15 protein-coding genes are annotated in these 17,840 nt (G+C 64.9%); 8 read left to right on the top strand and 7 right to left on the bottom strand.

Annotated features, from left to right (window positions below):
- Nucleotides 1–4: 4 nt before the first annotated feature.
- Entirely contained in the window at nt 5–1,282 is a 1,278-nt protein-coding gene (locus tag ACS5Q0_RS05940) for a glycosyltransferase family protein (RefSeq protein ID WP_473125688.1), read from the bottom strand.
- A 214-nt stretch (nt 1,283–1,496) separates the two neighbouring features.
- Between ACS5Q0_RS05940 and ACS5Q0_RS05935 the strand changes: the two genes are divergently transcribed.
- The 3 genes from ACS5Q0_RS05935 to ACS5Q0_RS05925 all read left to right on the top strand — a co-directional run bounded on the left by ACS5Q0_RS05935 (nt 1,497) and on the right by ACS5Q0_RS05925 (nt 5,846).
- Complete coding sequence (locus tag ACS5Q0_RS05935) at nt 1,497–4,145, top strand: ABC transporter transmembrane domain-containing protein (protein ID WP_473125687.1); 2,649 nt, start codon at nt 1,497–1,499, stop codon at nt 4,143–4,145.
- Nucleotides 4,142–4,588, top strand: coding sequence for a Crp/Fnr family transcriptional regulator (locus tag ACS5Q0_RS05930; protein ID WP_473125686.1), 447 nt, complete (start codon nt 4,142–4,144; stop codon nt 4,586–4,588). The genes ACS5Q0_RS05935 and ACS5Q0_RS05930 overlap by 4 nt, the downstream gene beginning before the upstream one ends.
- A 265-nt stretch (nt 4,589–4,853) precedes the next feature.
- Complete coding sequence (locus ACS5Q0_RS05925; RefSeq protein WP_473125685.1) at nt 4,854–5,846, top strand: transglycosylase SLT domain-containing protein; 993 nt, start codon at nt 4,854–4,856, stop codon at nt 5,844–5,846.
- Here the strand turns inward: ACS5Q0_RS05925 and ACS5Q0_RS05920 are convergent, their stop codons facing one another.
- Both ACS5Q0_RS05920 and ACS5Q0_RS05915 read right to left on the bottom strand, forming a co-directional pair.
- The gene (locus ACS5Q0_RS05920; protein ID WP_047189580.1) at nt 5,847–6,083 is read right to left on the bottom strand and encodes an Lrp/AsnC ligand binding domain-containing protein; all 237 of its coding nucleotides are present in this window, start codon (nt 6,081–6,083) and stop codon (nt 5,847–5,849) included. It lies immediately after the preceding gene.
- A gap of 96 nt (nt 6,084–6,179) precedes the next feature.
- Complete coding sequence (locus ACS5Q0_RS05915) at nt 6,180–7,484, bottom strand: UDP-glucose dehydrogenase family protein (protein ID WP_473125684.1); 1,305 nt, start codon at nt 7,482–7,484, stop codon at nt 6,180–6,182.
- A 158-nt stretch (nt 7,485–7,642) separates the two neighbouring features.
- On the opposite strand from ACS5Q0_RS05915, the gene ACS5Q0_RS05910 reads away from it, so the two are divergent.
- Nucleotides 7,643–8,650 (top strand): asparaginase, encoded by a 1,008-nt coding sequence (locus tag ACS5Q0_RS05910; RefSeq protein ID WP_473125683.1) that lies wholly within the window; start codon nt 7,643–7,645, stop codon nt 8,648–8,650.
- Between the two features lie 266 nt (nt 8,651–8,916).
- Here the strand turns inward: ACS5Q0_RS05910 and meaB are convergent, their stop codons facing one another.
- Nucleotides 8,917–9,903, bottom strand: coding sequence for a methylmalonyl Co-A mutase-associated GTPase MeaB (gene meaB / locus ACS5Q0_RS05905; protein ID WP_473125682.1), 987 nt, complete (start codon nt 9,901–9,903; stop codon nt 8,917–8,919).
- A 30-nt stretch (nt 9,904–9,933) separates the two neighbouring features.
- Nucleotides 9,934–10,689, bottom strand: coding sequence for a DUF3750 domain-containing protein (locus ACS5Q0_RS05900; RefSeq protein WP_473125681.1), 756 nt, complete (start codon nt 10,687–10,689; stop codon nt 9,934–9,936).
- Nucleotides 10,690–10,869: 180 nt separating this feature from the next.
- On the opposite strand from ACS5Q0_RS05900, the gene ACS5Q0_RS05895 reads away from it, so the two are divergent.
- The 4 genes from ACS5Q0_RS05895 to ACS5Q0_RS05880 all read left to right on the top strand — a co-directional run bounded on the left by ACS5Q0_RS05895 (nt 10,870) and on the right by ACS5Q0_RS05880 (nt 15,477).
- Nucleotides 10,870–11,847, top strand: a complete 978-nt coding sequence (locus tag ACS5Q0_RS05895) for an alpha/beta hydrolase (RefSeq protein WP_473125680.1) — start codon at nt 10,870–10,872, stop codon at nt 11,845–11,847.
- 175 nt (nt 11,848–12,022) lie between these two features.
- The gene (locus ACS5Q0_RS05890; RefSeq protein WP_473125679.1) at nt 12,023–13,009 is read left to right on the top strand and encodes a Bug family tripartite tricarboxylate transporter substrate binding protein; all 987 of its coding nucleotides are present in this window, start codon (nt 12,023–12,025) and stop codon (nt 13,007–13,009) included.
- A 105-nt stretch (nt 13,010–13,114) separates the two neighbouring features.
- The gene (locus ACS5Q0_RS05885; RefSeq protein ID WP_473125678.1) at nt 13,115–14,704 is read left to right on the top strand and encodes an adenylate/guanylate cyclase domain-containing protein; all 1,590 of its coding nucleotides are present in this window, start codon (nt 13,115–13,117) and stop codon (nt 14,702–14,704) included.
- Nucleotides 14,705–15,153: 449 nt separating this feature from the next.
- Entirely contained in the window at nt 15,154–15,477 is a 324-nt protein-coding gene (locus tag ACS5Q0_RS05880; RefSeq protein WP_473125677.1) for a hypothetical protein, read from the top strand.
- 81 nt (nt 15,478–15,558) lie between these two features.
- Here the strand turns inward: ACS5Q0_RS05880 and ACS5Q0_RS05875 are convergent, their stop codons facing one another.
- Both ACS5Q0_RS05875 and ACS5Q0_RS05870 read right to left on the bottom strand, forming a co-directional pair.
- Complete coding sequence (locus ACS5Q0_RS05875) at nt 15,559–16,269, bottom strand: DUF3053 family protein (protein ID WP_473125676.1); 711 nt, start codon at nt 16,267–16,269, stop codon at nt 15,559–15,561.
- Between the two features lie 99 nt (nt 16,270–16,368).
- On the bottom strand, nt 16,369–17,736 hold the full coding sequence (locus ACS5Q0_RS05870; RefSeq protein WP_473125675.1) for a M10 family metallopeptidase C-terminal domain-containing protein: 1,368 nt from the start codon (nt 17,734–17,736) through the stop codon (nt 16,369–16,371).
- Between the last annotated feature and the right edge of the window lie 104 nt (nt 17,737–17,840).

Genomic DNA, 17,840 nt, shown 5'->3' with positions numbered 1-17,840 from the left:
TGTTTTACTCGGCCGCCTGACGATAGGCGGGCTTGAACAGGGGGGTCGGTTCGAGGAGAGCCTTAAGCCGCTCCTGCACCCGGTCAAGCCCATCGAGGAGGCCGGGAATGGTCACCTCGGACGGCCGGGGCTGCGAGGAGAGGTTGCGCAGGGCTTCGGCCATGCGCTCCGGCGTGCGCGGCTCCTTGTAATCGCTCAGCATCCGCACGAGGCCGAGGCGTTCGGCCTCGACGGCGCGAATATATTGCTCGAGGCGCGGCCGGGTGCGCGGCACGATCAGCGTGCGCTTGTCGAAGGACAGCGCCTCGCAGAACGTGTTGTAGCCGCCCATGGCCAGGATGGCGTCGGCTTTCTTCATGAGCCGTTCGATCTTGTTGTCGAAGGACATGACGTCGAGTTTCGGCTGCTTGGCGATGCGCTCCACGAAGGCGCGGCGCTTGTCGCGGTCGATGAACGGGCCGAACAGGATCAGCGCGGGCTGCTCCAGGCCCGGATCGGCCTCGTAGGCCGAGATCACCCAATCGATGAGGTCGTCTCCGTCACCGCCGCCGCCGGTGGTCACGAGTATGAAGGGCTGCTTGGTGATCTTCGGATAGCGCGTCAGCGACGGGGTGGGCGGCACCTCGCGGCGCAGATAGCCGGTATAGGTGACGCGCCTGCTCACCTCCGCCGGCAGATCGAGGGCCTCGAGCGGCTGATACACGTCCTTGAGGCCGTAGACCCAGATTTCGTCGTAATAGCGGATGAGGGCCGCCTTCGCTCCCTTGCGCTCCCATTCGGGGACGAGAAGGCTCGGCTCGTCCATCACGTCGCGGATGCCGAGCACGAGGCGGCAGCCCGCCGCCTTGAGATAGTCGAGCGCAGGCAGGACCTCGCCGCGAAAGCCCGTGGGCTCCTTGTCGACGATGAACACGTCGGGCCGGAAGGCCTTCGCTGTCTGAAGGATGATCGCCTGGCGCAGGCCGACCGCCTCGTCCAGGTTCACGTTGAGGTTGAGGCTGCGATAGTCGCCGTCCGGCAGCTTCGTGACGCCCGGGATACGAATGTAATCGACACCGCTGCCGAACTCGAAATTGCCGATGACGGGCGAGCCCGAGATGATCACCACCGAAGCGTCGGGCTGGTCATCGACGATGGCATTGGCAAGGGCCCGCGACCGGCGCAGATGGCCGAGGCCGAAGGTGTCGTGGCTGTAGATCAGGACCCGAGGACCTCGGTCTGGGTCGCTCCGGAGGAGGCGCGAATCGGGGTCCTTGCTCAAACTGGTCACCAAATCCGCCATCCGGATGCCCCTTGGCAGGAAGGCGCATCGGTTGACGACGCATCTTCCGTCTCTACCTCTTCTCAAGCCCCCACCGATCACATAATGCAGGATCGAAGATCGGGAAGAGGTTCTCTTCAGCTTTGAAGGTTATAACTCTACGGCAATGGAAAAGAGCCTCTTTCGGTATATCTGGACTCACTCCAAGCGTGACCAGCTGTTCATATGCTTTGTCGTGCTGCTGTCTCAACCGTTTTATTTTGTCTCTCTCGATCTACCTCGCCAGATCGTGAATGCGGCCATTCAGGGTGAGGCCTTCAAAGACGGAAACCTTACGGCACCTTTCCTGAAATTGCATATCGATTGGCCGCAATGGCTCGGCGGAGGATCGCTTCGGCTGTTCGAAGGATTCCAGGTCGGCCGCGTCGGGCTCCTGCTCGGGCTCTCGTGCCTTTTCCTGTTCTTCGTCGTCATCAACAACGGCTTCAAATACTGGATCAATCTCGCTAAGGGCGTCCTCGGAGAGCGCATGCTCCGGCGCATGCGGTTCGACCTGTTCGCGATGGTGCTGCGCTTCACGCCGGAGGCGCTGCGCACCGTTAAATCCTCCGAGACGGCGACGATCATCAAGGACGAGGTGGAGCCTATCGGCGGCTTCATCGGAGACGCGTTCATCACGCCGGTCCTGCTCGGCCTGCAAGCCCTGACGGCCCTCTTCTTCATCATGGTGCAGAACGTGTGGCTCGGCCTCATGGCGCTTGCCGTGATCGCGCTGCAGTTCACCATCATTCCGCGCTTGCGGCGGGAACTCCTGCGCCTCGGCAAGCAGCGCCAGCTCGCCTCCCGCGAGCTCGCGGGCCGCATCGGCGAGGTGCTCGACGGCATCGAGGTCGTGCACGTTCACAATGCCTATGCCTGGGAGCGGGCGGAGATCGGCAATCGCCTCTTCAGCCTCTTCGCCATTCGCCTGAAGATCTACAACCGGAAATTCGCGGTCAAATTCCTCAACAATTTCCTGTCGCAGGTCACGCCGTTCCTGTTCTACGCGGTCGGCGGCTATTTCGCATTGCGCGGCACGCTCGACATCGGTCAGCTCGTGGCCGTGATCGGCGCCTATCGCGAGCTGCCGCCTCCGCTGAAGGAACTGATCGACTGGGATCAGCAGCGGCTCGACGTGCAGGTGAAATACGACCAGGTCACCCAGCACTTCGCGGAAGAGCGGCTGGGGCCGATGATCGAAGCCGAGGAGGCCGTCGAGGACGCGCCGCTCGTCGGTCCGCTCGTGGCCGAGGGCCTCACTCTTGCCGGACCTCACGGCGATCTGGTGATTGACAATGCGTCGTTCTCGCTGGAGCTGCCGGCGACGGTGGCGCTGATTTCCAACGGGAGCCCTGCGGCGAGCATGCTGGCCCGCGTCCTCGCCCGCCGCATCCCCGGCTATGCGGGACGCGTCTGCGTCGCCGACCGGGATATCGCGCGGCTCCCCGCATCCGTCGCCGGGCGCCGGATCGCCTATGCAGGCGTCGATCCCATCATCTTTCCCGGCAGCATTCGCGACAACCTCGTCTACGGACTGCGCTTCAGGCCCGGAGGCCGCACGGAGGCCGACCGGCGTGAGGCGGGCCGCCGCCTCGCCGAGGCCGCCCGGACGGGCAATCCCTTCGAGAGCATCAGCGATCGCTGGATCGACTACGAACGCCTCGGCCTGAAGGACGAGCACGATCTCGACCGGGTGCTGGTCGGGCTGCTGGAAGAGGTCGGGATGGGCGATTCCATCTACCTGTTCGGGCTCGCCGGACAGATCGATCCGGAGCGGCACGCCGCCCTCGCGGAGCGCCTGGTCGAGGCCCGGAACAGGCTGCGGGAGAACTTCCGGTCGAACGGCATGGCGGACCTCGTGGAGCCCTTCGACATCGACCGCTACAACGAGCAGGCCACGATCGCCGAGAACCTGCTCTTCGGCGTTCCCGTCACCGAGGAGTTCGTGGGCCGCAATCTCGCGGACAATCCACGATTCCGCAGCGCCATCGACCGGGCGGACCTCACGGACAAGCTCACCGAGATGGGGCTGCAGATCGCCGAGACGATGACCGAGATCTTCCAGGGATTGCCGCCGGGGCATTCCCTCTTCGCGCAATTCTCCTTCATCGGGGCGGACGAGTTGCCGGAATTCCAGGCCATTCTGCGCCGTCTGGCGCGGGGCGGCTCGGGTCTGAGGCGGGAGGAGCGGACGCGGCTCCTGGCCCTGCCGCTCGCCTATATCGAGGCGAGGCACCGTCTCGGCCTGCTCGATGACGATCTGCGCAGACGGATCGTCGAGGCCCGCAGCTTCGTGCGCGAAACCCTGGAGAAGGAGGGGGCGACCGGGGTGGAGTTCTACGATCCGGAAGGGATCTGCATGGCGGCCCCGCTCCGGGACAACCTTCTGTTCGGCCGGGTGAACTATCAGGTGGCCGATGCCCGGCACCGGGTCGCGGAGGCCGTCGCGGCCGTCGTACGGGAGCTCGATCTCCTGGAGGAGGTGGAGCGCATCGGCCTCGACCACGAAGTCGGCGCCGCGGGCCGCCTCCTGTCGCCGCAGGAGCGCGCCAGCATCAACCTAGTGCGCTGCCTGGTGAAGCGCCCGGACATTCTCGTCATCGACGGGGCCCTGGCCCCCTTCGACGAGGAGCGCGCCGAGAGGATTCTCCGGGCGCTTCTCGATCATCTCGAGCAACAAAGCCTGTTCATGGTGCTGTCCAATGATCGACAGGCCGCGGCTTTCGATGTTCAGATGCGGTTTAGCGACGACACCATCGTCACGGAAAAAGCAGCGGATTCGCAGGGGCGGGCGCAGAAGCCCGAGGTGGAGCGCGCGCGCAATGTTGCAGGAGAGGTGGCATGACCCTTGAGACCGAGGTTCAGTCCCTGAAGCAGGTTCCGATGTTCCGGGACGTCGATCCGGCCCGTCTGAAGCTGCTCGCATTCACCAGCGAACGGGTGCAGTTCTCTGCCGGACAGCGCTTTTTCTCGCAGGGCGACCCTTCTGACGCCGCCTACGTGCTCCTGGACGGCCGGGCCAGCGTGCTCCTCAATACGCCCACCGGGGAAATTCAGGTGGCGGAGCTCGCCGGCAACGCCCTCGTCGGGGAGATGGGCATTCTCTCCGACACGCCCCGCTCCGCCACGATCATGGCCGCGGAACCGACCACGGCGCTTCGAATCGACAAGCGCGTGTTCCTGGAACTGCTGGCGCAGTTCCCGCAGATGTCCCTGGCGGTCATGCGCGAATTGGCGCAGCGTCTCGAACGCACCAATGCGCAGCTCGTAGCCCAATCTTCCTCATGAAGGCTCCCTTTTAGGGTTACTTTCCCGGGGAAAAGACACTCTCAAATTGATTAAGATTGCGGTCTTACGGCCAAGCTGACCGATTCTCGACACATCTACCCGTCAACTCTTGTCCCAGAATGACACAAGGGGTGGTTCGGCATCCAAGCCGAACCCTGCGGGAACAAGTGTGATGCCGAGTAATGCAAGAACGCTGCTATGCGCCGTGCCGCAACCTGTTGCGGATCCGTGTCAAGGCGGCCGCGCTCGCCGCCAATCGGTACGAGTGGCCCTTGCTCTGGGCCTGATGGTCGGGTTCCAGGGGCTGACGGCGGGACCTGCCGCCGTCGCCACCCTGCCGACCGCCATGATTGGGGACAACCATTCGTCTCATGCCAAGGCCGTGACGGTGGCCGATCCCGTCCTGGCATCGGTCGCCTATACGCCGGGCTTCCTCAAGCAGCCCGGCCTCTTCACGGAAATCCTCAGCGAGGCGTTCTCGCTGACCAAGAAGCGCCCGCCGAAGCCCGCTCCCGAGGAGGTGCTCTCCGAATCGGCCAATCCGGACGAGATTATTCCGTTCAACGGGCGCAACATCCCGCGCTGGCTGGTTCACTCGATTCTCAAGGCGGCGCATGTCACGGGCGTGGACCCGGTCTACATGATGACGCTCGCCGACGTGGAATCGAGCCTCTCGCCCGAGGCCAAGGCGCCGACCTCCTCCGCCGAGGGCCTGTTCCAGTTCATCGACCGCACGTGGCTCGAAGTGGTCGCCATGCACGCGGCCGATTACGGCTTCGCCGCCGCGGCCGCCGCCATCCGCATGGTCGATGGCGAGCCCGAGGTGAGCGGCAAGGACCGGGAGTGGGTCATGGGCCTTCGCACCGATCCTTATTTCTCGGCCCTGATGGCGGGCGAGCTGATCAAGGACGTGGAGCGCGCCCTCATTGCCCAGGGCGAGCGCGAACTCGCCGAGGCGGAGCTCTACCTGGCGCACTTCCTGGGCGCCAAGAGCGCCGTGCGCTTCCTGGAAGTGCTGGACCAGGATCCGAACATGAAGGCGTCCAAGCTCTTCCCGAAGGCGGCGAAGGCCAATTCGGGCCTCTTCATGGAAGGCAAGGGCCGCAAGCGCCGCCCGGTCTCGGTGGCCGAACTCTACAACAAGATCGATTCGAAGATCGTGCGCCGCCTGGATCGCTATGAGGGCATCGGCCCGTATCTGGCCGAAATCACCCGTCCGGGTGCCGAGGTCACGCAGACCAGCGCCGTCGCGCAGTGATCAGAACGCCTTGAAGGTGATGATCGTGTGCGTGTCGGCGATCTCGGGGATGGATTGCACGTTCTCGGCGATGAAATGGCCGATATCGACGCCGTCATCCACATGGAACTTGGCGAGGATGTCGTAGTTCCCGGCCGTCGAGTAGATCTCCGATGCGATCTCCCGGTCGGCGAGGGCGTTGGCGACCGCGTAGGTCTTGCCGAGCTTGCATTTGATCTCGACGAAGAAAGTCTGCATGGGGCGCTCCGAAAGGCATCGGTTTCAATAAAGGCGAGGTCACGGGACGTATGACACGGGACGGCGTCCGCGTGAACATCCCGCCCCGTCCAAATCTTATGGCCGTCCGATGCTCACATAGGTGAAGCCGTGACGGCGCATCTCGTCGGGGCGGTAGACGTTGCGCAGGTCCACCACCACGGGCTCGGCGAGGGTCGCCTTCAGGCGCCTGAGGTCGAGCGCCCGGAACATGTCCCACTCGGTGACGATCACCAGCGCGTCCGCGCCGCGGGCGCAGTCATAGGCGTCGCGGGCATATTCCACGTCGGCGAGCATGGCGCTCGCCGCCTGCATGCCTTCCGGGTCATAGGCGCGCACCTGGGCGCCGGCATCCTGCAGGGCCGTGATGATGTCGATGGAGGGAGCCTCGCGCATATCGTCGGTGTTGGGCTTGAAGGTCAGGCCCAGCATCGCGATCGTCTTGCCGCGCACCGAGCCGCCGCAGGCCGTGATCACCTTCCGGCCCATGGCGCGCTTGCGCTGGCCGTTGACCGCCGCCACCGTCTCCACCAGGCGCATGGGCGCCTCGAAATCCTGCGCCGTCTTGATCAGGGCCAGCGTATCCTTCGGGAAGCACGAGCCGCCATAGCCCGGTCCCGCATGGAGGAACTTGGAGCCGATGCGATTGTCCAGCCCGATGCCGCGGGCGACATCCTGCACGTTCGCGCCCACGTGCTCGCACAGATCCGCGATCTCGTTGATGAAAGTGATCTTGGTGGCGAGAAACGCATTGGCCGCGTACTTGGTCAGTTCCGCCGTGCGGCGGGACATGGCCAGGATCGGGGACTGGTTGAGGTAGAGCGGGCGATAGATCTCGGTCATCACCCCTTGCGCCCGGGGATCGTCCGTGCCGATCACGATGCGGTCGGGGCGCTTGAAATCGGCGATCGCCGCGCCTTCGCGCAGGAATTCCGGGTTGGAGACGACGGCGAATTCCACATCCGGGCGGGTCTCCCGGATGATCCGCTCGACCTCGTCGCCGGTGCCCACGGGCACGGTCGATTTGGTGACCACCACCGTATAGCCGTCCATGGCTCCCGCGATGTCGCGGGCCGCCTGGTAGACATAGGAAAGGTCCGCATGGCCGTCGCCGCGGCGGGAAGGGGTGCCCACCGCGATGAACACGGCCTCGGCGCTCTTGACCGCCTCGGGGAGGGTGGTGGTGAAGGTCAGGCGTCCTTCGCGCACGTTCTTGGCGACGAGCTCGGCCAGGCCCGGCTCGAAGATGGGAATCTCGCCGCGGTTGAGGGCCTCGATCTTGCTCGGGTCCTTGTCGACGCAACACACCTCGTGTCCGAAATCGGCGAAGCATGCCCCGGACACCAGGCCGACATAGCCCGACCCGATCATCGCAATGCGCATCAGGATCTCTCCTTCATCATGAGACGGAGGGTTTAGGGCGCTCGAGACTTGGCCGCAAGCCGAGCAGGAAAGGGGAGGGAGCCTTTTTGAAACAAAACTCCCTTTGACATCTGACCAAACCGCGCCCAAAAGACCGCCGTTTCGTACACGGGGCATTCATGGACAACCCTTTCCTTGTCGAGGTCACCCGCGGGCCGCTCGTCGAATCGCGCCACCGGGGCAGCGTTTCCGTGGTCGATGCGGACGGCTCGACCGTCCTGTCGATCGGAGACGTCGACCGGCGCGTTTTCCCGCGCTCGGCCGTCAAGGCCCTTCAGGCCCTGCCGCTTCTCGAGAGCGGGGCGGCGGACAAATACGGCCTGACCGACGAAGAGATCGCGCTCGCCTGCGCCTCCCATTCAGGGGAGCCCGACCATGCGCGGGTGGCGCAATCCATGCTGGCCAAGGCCGGTTGCGACGTGAGCTGCCTCGAATGCGGAACCCATTGGCCCATGGGCGAAGCGGCCAACCGCGCCCTCGCGGCGGAGGGAGGCACCCCGAATGCCCTGCACAACAACTGCTCGGGAAAGCACGCGGGCTTCATCTGCCTAGCCTGCGGGGTCGGGGAGGATCCGAAGGGCTATGTGAGCCCCAACCATCCGGTGCAGCGCATGGTGCGCGAAGCCCTGGAGGATGCCACGGGCGCCTGCCATACCATGGAGAACAGCGGTATCGACGGCTGCTCGATCCCGACCTATGCGATTCCGCTGCCGTCGCTCGCTTTCGGCTTCGCCAAGTTCGGCAGCGGCTCGGGCCTCTCGATCGAAGGGAAGGCGGCTGCCGCGCGCATCCGCAAGGCCGTGGCCGCGCATCCCTTCATGGTGGCCGGCACAGGGCGCTTCGACACCAGGCTGATGGAGATCCTCAAGGAGCGCGCCTTCGTGAAGGTGGGAGCCGAGGGCGTCTATTGCGCCGCGCTCCCCGAACTCGGCTACGGGATCGCGATCAAGGCCGACGACGGGAATGCGCGCGCGGCCGAGGCCATCATGGCGGGTTTGATTCTCCGCTTCCTGCCCCTCGGCGACGAGGAGCGCGCTACGATCGGGAAAATGGCTCAGCCGGTCTTCCGGAACTGGAACGGCATCGAGGTCGGCGGGACCCGCCTTTCGCCCATGCTGATGGGATAAGCCTTTCCCGTCTCATATCGTCATGGCCGGGCTTGTCCCGGCCATCCACGTCTTGAGCCCGCAGCGTTTCCAAAGACGGGGGTCCCCGGGACAAGCCCAGGGATGACGATGAGGGCGAACCTACGACTCCCAGAGATCTCTTGCCGACCCGCTAGAGCATCGGACCCAAAAGTGGATTTGCACTTTTGGGATCGATCCGATGCTCCCTTCTTGGATGAGCGCATCGTGGGGCGCGGAAAACCGGATCCACTTTTCCGCACGATGCGCTAGAGGCCGAGCAGCTTCACGATCTCGCTCGCGCCCGCATCGGGCGACAGGGTGCCCTCGGCAATGGCCCTCTCGATGTCCGGTACGCGCTTTTTCAGCGCGGGATCCCGCGTCAGGCGCTCGTGCAGGCGCTCCTGAACCAGGGCCCACATCCATTTCGTATCCTGGGCGCGCCGCTTGGCGGCGAGTTCGCCGGTCGCTTCGAGGCGGCGGCGATGATCGAGCACCTTGGCCCAGAGCTCGTCGAGCCCCTGGCCGGTCAGGCCCGAGATGGTCAGCACGGGCGGCGTCCAGGCGGAGGAGGCCGGGGCGAGAATGTGAAGGGCGGCCTTGTACTCGGCGGCTGCCGCCTTGGCCTTCGCTCCCGCGTCGTCCGCCTTGTTGACGGCGATCATGTCCGCAAGCTCCAGGATGCCCTTCTTGATTCCCTGCAGCTCGTCGCCCGCGCCGGGCAGCATGAGGACGAGGAAGAAATCGGTCAGGTCCGCCACGGCCGTTTCCGACTGGCCCACGCCCACCGTCTCGACCAGGATCACGTCGAATCCGGCAGCCTCGCACAGAAGCATCGTCTCCCGGGTCTTGGCGGCGACGCCGCCGAGCGTCCCGGAGGACGGGGAGGGGCGGATGAACGCGTTCGGGTCGGCTGAGAGCCGTGCCATCCGGGTCTTGTCGCCCAGGATTGCGCCGCCCGTCCGGGTCGAGCTGGGGTCGACGGCCAGCACCGCGACCTTGTGGCCCTTCTCCGTCAGCATGCTGCCGAGGGTGTCGATGGTGGTGGACTTGCCGACCCCCGGCACGCCCGTGATGCCGATGCGCACGGCCTTGCCTGTGCGGGGCATCAGCGCCTGCAGCAGGGCGCGTGCGGCCTCCCGGTGGTCCGGGCGGCGGGATTCCATGAGCGTGATGGCGCGCGCCAGCGCGGCGCGGTCGCCCCGCGCCACGGCGTCCGCCGTCACATCCGTCGTCCTGTGAGTGCCCCCGGTCATGGGGATAGCCTTAGCGGATTCGCGCGCCTTTCACCACGTGATCGGATCCATCCCGATCCGGCCCCAGGCCGGGATCTTGAGGGCCGGGCGGCGGATGTCGATTCCGGCGACGAGCCCCATGAAGTCGATCTCGACGCCCTCGACCCAGCCGAGCGCCAGGCCCGCATAGCCGGCGAGCGAGATCTGGATGCCGGTGCGGCTCGGCGTGAGGCCGATCATGTCCTGCAGCGGCCGCCAGTCCTTGCCGAGCGCCGTCGGGGGCAGGGCGGCGTTCAGCTCCGGCACTTCCCGCATCACATGGGCCACGAAGGTGTTGGAGTTCGGGCCCGGCCAGGCGTTGTAGGCCCCGTAAGAGGCATAAGGATAGCTTGCGACGGCCTTGCGGATCTGCGGGATCAGGCGTTCCGCGGCCTGTCCCTCGATGACGGTCACCGGATGCGGGGCATTGCCGAACCAGCGCCCGTCCGGCGCCCAGCCGTTGGTCCGCACGGGGCTGCCCCAGCCGACCTTGTCATAGCGGGTGTACTGGTTCGCGCCCGCCTCCTTCACCACGATCCAGGTGTGATGGGCGAAGATCCCGCGCCAGCGGCCCACCCGCGCCGCGTAGACCGCGACGATGGCCTGCGGCGCCTCGGAGGGGGGCGGCAGCAGCTTCGCGCTCGACCAGTCGGCGGCGCGCCAGTTGGGCGCGACATCTTCGCGCATGCCCCACCAGAGGGCGTGGGCTCCCAGCGGCAGGAGAAAAAGGCCGGTGACGAGGAGGAGAAGGCGGGCGAGGGCTCTCATTGTACCACGGTAACTGCGGGGATGAGCGCCCTCAAGGCGCTGAAGGGGCCGCGCCGTTCACCAATGGTTTACCGTCCGCAGTGAGGAATGGGGGCACCGACTGGCTCTGCCTTGCGCATGCCATGATCGGAGGCAACACAGCAGCAACCCTCCTTCCTCCAGGTTTGATCCTCCGGCCTCATGCAGCTCTCCCTTTCTCGCCTCGCCATCGTCTGCCTCGCCGCCGTGACGCTGTCCGGGTGCGTCGGCGACGACAATGTCCTGACGAGCCCGCTGACCTCGCCGCGTCCGGGGCTGGAGAAGGACCCCAAGCTGCTGGTCGCGACCACGCGCCTGCCGGTGGGCGATCCGCCGAAGAAGCCGTGGTTCAGCAGCGAGCGCGCTCCCGACCTCATCTACGCGGAAGCGCGCCTCAGCCCGCCGTCGGGCTCCCTCATCGGCAGTTCCGGATGGACCATCACGAAGGTCGATTCGGTCGAGCGCAGCAATGCGGCGAAGGCTTTCGCGCAGGCCGCCTTCGGGCGCGACCTGCTGCTCTACATCCACGGCTATCGCGAGAGCTTCGAGACGGCGGCCGCGTCCACGATCGATCTCTCGGAAGGGATCAAGTTCCCGGGAGCCACCGGGCTCTTCACCTGGCCGTCCGCCGCCTCGACCTTCAGCTATGTGGCCGACCGCGAGAGCGCCATGTGGTCGCGCGACGCGCTGGAGGACATCCTGTCGGCCATCGCCAAGACGCCGAGCGGCGGACGCATCCACATCGTCGCGCACAGCATGGGCACGCTGCTGACCCTCGAGGCCCTGCGCATGCTGCGCGCGGATGGCGGCGAGAGCGTCATGGAGCGCATCGGCGCCATCGTGCTGGCCGCGCCCGACATCGATATCGACCTGTTCGCGCGCGGCCTGGAGCGCCTCGGGCCGGATGCGAAGAAGATCACCGTGATCAGCTCCACCAACGACCGCGCGCTCGCCGTCTCGAGCCGTCTCGCCGGCGGCATCGTCCGCGCGGGGGCGGCCGACCGCGAGCGCCTGGAAGCCCTGGGCGTGCGTGTGGCCGATGCGTCCGAGTTCGGCAGCGGCATCATCAATCACGACCTCTTCCTGTCGAACACGGAAGTCCAGCAGGTGATCAAGCGGGCCATCGAGCGCGCCAGCTAGAGCATCGAACGCAAAAGTGGGCACCGGTTTTGCGTGGAAAGATGCTCAAAGCCGGATGCTTAAGTCACCGCTTCCGCGAGGTCCGGGCGACGGCGATCATTTGTTTCCGGCGAGCTTGTCCGTAAGCGGTCCGGATCTAATTTCCCGACAAAGCAAAACAGCTTTGGAGGAAACGATGATCTGGACGCGCCGCAGGGTTCTTGCGGGCATGGCAGCTGCTTTCGCGGGCTCGGCCCTTCACCCCTTGGCAGCCTTCGGGCAGGCCGATTACCCCACAAGGCCCGTCCGGGTCGTGGTGCCCTACGCGGCGGGCGGCGGAACGGATTTCTTCGCGCGCCTGGTCTTCGCCGAGATCGGCAAGCAACTGGGCCAGCAATTCGTCATCGAGAACAAGGCCGGGGCGGGCACCAATCTCGGCGGCGAGGCGGTGGCCAGGGCCGAGCCCGACGGGTACACGCTCCTTCTCGGGGACACCTCGACCTATGCCACCAACCGCACCCTCTACAGCAAGCTGACCTTCGATCCCTACAAGGATTTCAGCCCCGTCTCCCTGAGCGGCCGCTTCGCTCTCGTGCTGCTGGTCAACACGAACAAGCTCAAGGCCGGATCGGTTCAGGAACTCGTCGCCGCCGCGAAGCAGAATCCCGGCGGCATCTCTTACGGCACCCCCGGCCTCGGAAGCCCCTTCCATCTGGCGACGGAACTTCTCGCGCAAAGCGCCGGGATCAAGCTGACCCATGTGCCGTACAGGGGCGCGGCGCCTGCGGTGCAGGATCTGGTCGCGGGCAACATCGACATGATGTTCATCGATTTCGCGACGGCGCGGTCGCAATTGTCGGGCCCCGTCAAAGCCATCGCGGTGGCGTCCCCCGGCCCGTTCGCGGGGCTCCCGGACGTGCCGCCCGTGGCGGCCGATTTTCCCGGCTTCGAGGCCTGGGCATGGCAGGGCATCGTGGCGCCCACAGGCACGTCGCCCGAGATCGTCGCGAAGCTCAACGAGGCCTACCGCCGGACCGTCGTCCAGCCGGACATCCGCGAGAAGCTCACCGGCGCCGGCATCGACGTGCTGCAAAGCTCGCCCGAGGAGATGGCCGCCTATATGCGCTCCGAAGGCGAGAAGTGGGAAAAGGTGATCAGGGGCGCGAACATCAAGCTCGAATAGATACCCGTAAGAGCCCAGCAGCGTCTGGAAATTAAGGGTTGCGTGCCCGGCGGCGAAGGCGAATGATCGGCCTCACTGAACCGAAGTTCGACAGTGAGGCCGGCGATGCCTGGACTGGGTGAACGGGCTTCCTACCAGCAGCGCGCCATGGGGATGCTGCTGGTCGTCACAGTGATCCTGGGCGTGCTGGGGCTGCCCATCGCCGTCTGGCTCGACCTGCGGATCCTCTCGGAAAACCTTCTGCGGATGCAGGCGCGGGAGACGAGCCGCATCATCGACGACATGCGCAGCTTCTACGGCAGCGATGTGGTCGCGCGCGTGCTTCAGGCGCCCGGTCCGGTGACGGTCACCCACAATTACAACGACGTGCCCGGCGCCATTCCCATTCCGGCCACCCTGTCCATCGAGCTCGGCAAGCGCATCAGCGCCCATGACGGATCGGTGAAGTACCATTTCGTTTCCGACATGCCGTTCAAGGGCCGGGAGGCGCATCCGCTCGACGATTTCGAACGCAATGCCCTGGCCCGCCTGCGGGCCGATCCCGAGCGGCCGATCGTCGAGGTGTCGGGCTCGCTGTTCGACAAGAATGTGAGGACCGCCGCTCCCGTCGTCATGGGGCCGGTCTGCGTCAGCTGCCACAACACCCATCCCGACAGTCCCAAGACGGATTGGAAGGTCGGGGACGTGCGGGGCATCCAGGAGATCTCGGTCAACCAGCCGATCCTCTCGAACATCTTCTCGTTCAAATATTCCCTGGCCTATCTTTCGCTCGCCTCGATGGCGGGGCTTGCCTGCATCCTCCTGCAGCGGCGGCAGGAAAGGCTGATCCGCGGCATGAACCAGGAGCTCACGGAAGCGAACGATTTCTTGGCCGGAATCTCGATGAAGCTCGCGAAATATCTGTCGCCCCAGATCTACAAGAGCATCTTCAGCGGGCAGAAGGACGTGGCGATTGCTACGGAGCGCAAGAAGCTCACGATCTTCTTTTCCGACATCAAGGATTTCACCGCCATCTCGGAGCGATTGCAGCCGGAGGACCTGACGGAGCTCTTGAACGACTACTTCACCGAAATGTCGGCGATCGCTCTCCGCCACGGGGCGACCATCGACAAGTTCTTCGGCGATGCCATCCTCATTTTCTTCGGCGACCCGGAAACGAAGGGCGTCGAGGAGGACGCGAGGGCCTGCCTGCGCATGGCCGTCGACATGCAGCAGCACATGGATCACCTGAACGCCGTCTGGCGCAAGCGCGGGATCGACCTGCCCATGTGCGTGCGCATGGGCATCAACACGGGCTTCTGCAATGTCGGCAATTTCGGCAGCGACGACCGCATGGCCTATACGATCATCGGCGCGGAGGCGAACCTGGCCGCGCGCCTCCAGGCCATCGCCGAGCCGGGCGGGATCTGCCTGAGCTACGAAACCTACGCCCTCGTGCGCGACATGGTGCGGGCACGGCCCCTCGAGCCCATCATCATGAAAGGCATCAAGCGCGAGGTCGTGCCCTACGCCGTGGAGGGTCTCCTGGGCGAACTCGCGCAGCGGCAGCAGGTCATCATCGAGCATGTGACGGGGCTCGACCTGTTTCTCGATCTCGACGCGATCCAGCACAACGAGGTCGAGCGGGCCCGGCGACGCCTCTCGGAAGCCCTGGCGGCTCTGGAGCGCGCCGCGCCGAGGGCGAAGGCGAGTTGAGGCGTCCCGCCTCGATAACCCCACCCGTCATCCCCGGCACAAGGCCAGGCATGACCGCTTCTTTCCTCTTCCGTCATGGCCGGGCTTGTCCCGGCCATCCCCGTCTTTGAGTCGCTGCGATCAAAAAGACGGGGATCCCCGGGACAAGCCCGGGGATGACGGGGACAACGGCTTTCCCAAGGAGCAAGGGTGCCCCATTGACCCTTCACCCTGCAACCGTGTTATCTCGTCACCGGAACCGGACGCATCCGGTTCTGGGGCGTGAGAACCCCTCACAAGGCGGCCGGTATCGGCCGTCAACGATGCCTTCCCAGCTTATGGCCGGGGAGGCGATGACGCATGTCCAGGGCCACAAGCCTAAAGGTCATCGCGGTCGTCCTTGTGCGGCTTCTCAACTCCCCGACCACCAGGGCTCCTGGTGGTCGCTTCACCCGAAGGGAGTTGCCGCGATGGACCAGCCCTATTCGTTCTGGGCCGACTGGCTCAACAAGTTCCACACCTCGTCCGAGGGGATCCAGGCCCTGTGGCTGATCGTTCCGGCCATGACGATCCTGGGCGTCGCCTATCTCGCCGCGCAGGTGCTGCGCGAAGCGCTGCGGTCACGGACAGGCAGGAGGCCCAAACCTGCGAACCAGCAGCCTGCTTTGCCGGAAGGCTGTCTGCTCTACGGCATCTACAGGAACGCGGACGGGCAGCTGATGCTCTACCGGCATGGCATCAGCCGGAGCCTCGATCCCGAGGACCTGCCGCCCCGGCTCGAACCGACGGGATGATGCCCCCTCGATCCATCGATCTCGTTCCCGATCAGCGTTGCGGCTGTGCCGGGCTGGAAGATCGCCGCGATCGAAAGCACGCTATCCCGAGATGAGCGCGCGCATCTTCTGCTGGCTTTCTATCGCATCCCGCGACTGGGCGGCGAGCTCGCTTGCGAGGGCGTTGAACTGGTTCACCAGCCGAGGATTCTTGAACTCGACCGCGTTGCCCGACATGGCCCATTGTCCCTGATTCTTCTCGAGAAACGCGACGACGCGCAGGGACGTGTCGTAGATGCGTTCGATCGTGGGAAAAATCGCCCGGAACGTCTCGGCCGGGCGGGTCACGTCCCGCTCGAAGGCCTGCGCATAGACGGGTTTCAGATCATCCGGCTGGACGAGCTTGTTTTTCTCCGCCTCCGCGTCGGCCTGAGCCTTGTCGAGAGTCGTTCGAAGCTGCTTCACGCTTTCCTGAACCTTCCAGAGCTGAGCCTTGTTCTCCATCAGGTCCGCGACACTTCGGACCGTTCCGGACTTGAGCGCATCCTGCAAAGGCTTCGAGACCTGCCCGTTCATCTTGTCATGGAAGCGGGTGATGACCTCGTAATGCTCCTTGTAGCGGCCGAGAGCCTTGCCCTCGGCGGGCGTGAGGAGCGGGACATGAAGGCCGGGCTTGTCGATGATCCTGGTCTGCAGGAAGGTCTTGAACGCCTCGCGCTCCTTGGTTTCCGTATCGAAGCAGCCGGACAGGGTGAGGCCGACGAGAAGAGCTATCGATAGGATGCCTTTGGATGCGCGAGAGCGGAACATCATGAAACCTTATGCCTGGAGCTGATTCCACTTGCGTGAAATCAGCTCTTTCCTGTGTTGTGATCCTGTCAGAGGAAGCAGCCGACGACGCCGGTCTGCCGATCAGACGATGATGAACTCGGTAGCCGCCATCTTCAGGTACTTGCTGAGCGTCGCGAACTTGATGGCGGCAGCGGATCCGGTTCCGTCGGAATCGTAATAGAGAGCTCCGGTGCCCGGGTCGTAGACGATGCGGTCGTTGCTGTCGTGCGCCTTCGCGCCCTTCCAGAACTCGCTGCTTTTCAGGGTGCCGCTCGTGGTGGCGAGCTTGCTGAAATACTTCCGCGCGATCTGGATGGTGTCGCTCGTCACATTGTAATCGAGGATCTTGTCGCAGTTGGTCTTGCTGTTCGGCGTGGATTTGAAGGCGAAGACGTCCCTTCCGCCCAGGCCCTTCAGGGTGTCGTTGCCAAGCCCGCCGTTGATCACGTTGGCGGCGCTGTTGCCGACGATCAGATCGTTGCTCGTTCCGCCGATGGCGTTCTCGATGACGGCGCCCTTGGCGATGGTGAAGCCGCCATAGACGTTGATCTGCCGCGAGAAATAGCCGGCGGCGCTGGGGTCTCCGGCTTGCAGGGACGCTTCGCCCAGATTGATGCTGACCGGCGCCGTCGATCTCGCCGCCGAGATCGTATCGATCCCGCCCGCATCCCAGATCGTCGTCCAGCCGGTGCCCTGCACGTTGGCGGTCGGCAGCGAATAGACGTTGTTGCCGGTCGCGGTCTGCATGTTGGCTCCGTAGATCGCCTGGAGGGCCGCGGTATCGATCGCGCTCGGAGTCTTGAGGAAGCCGTAGCCGCCGTAATAGGAGTGATTGGCGGGCAGGTTGTTGACGCTCATCAACGTGTAGGGCGATTTGTTGAATTCCGCCGGCAGCCCCTCCTGGTGGGCCCAGTTCAGGCCGACCGCTTGCGCGGCGAGGCCCAGGATCGTCTGGAAGCCCACGCCGCCCGGGGTGTAACTCCAGAAACCATCGTGGAGGTTGACGAGGTACCCCCAGGATTGCTGAACGCCGTAAATGGGCTCCACCGGCTTTTCATGGAAGAACTGGCCGCTGATGTCGAGGTCCACGAATGTACCGCCGGGGACCCTCCACCAGACCGCGTCGGCACCTTCGAACGTATTCGTGAATGTGAATTTCACGCCGCAGACCGCCTCGATCGGGCGAACGGCATTCGCCAGAGCTATCTCGTCACTCAAGGTCCAGGGTAGCGTTCCGTCGGACCCGTTAGTCGCGGGCGAGTTAGGATCATAGACTTCGCGGCCTTTGACCTCGACCGCCCTGAACCATCCCCCGTCGCCGCTGGCGCCGTTGGCTGTCCCGATCTTGATCGTGACCGGCCCGAAGGACATGTCCCAGACGTTGCCGGCGGCGAAGACGCCGTCGATGAGGGGATTGCCGGTCTTCGTGATTTCTCTGATTCTGCTCATGGCGCTCACTCTTTTGAGGTACGTAATAACATACCTAACATGTCCTGCAAGTTCCGTCGTGCGGGAGCGCACATGGCGGAGGGGCTGGCAGCGGTTCGGGCAGC

It is taken from the genome of Microvirga sp. HS2 (assembly GCF_055792805.1).
Note: the sequence above shows the minus strand (reverse complement) of the source record. Positions and strands in the feature narration are given on the sequence as shown.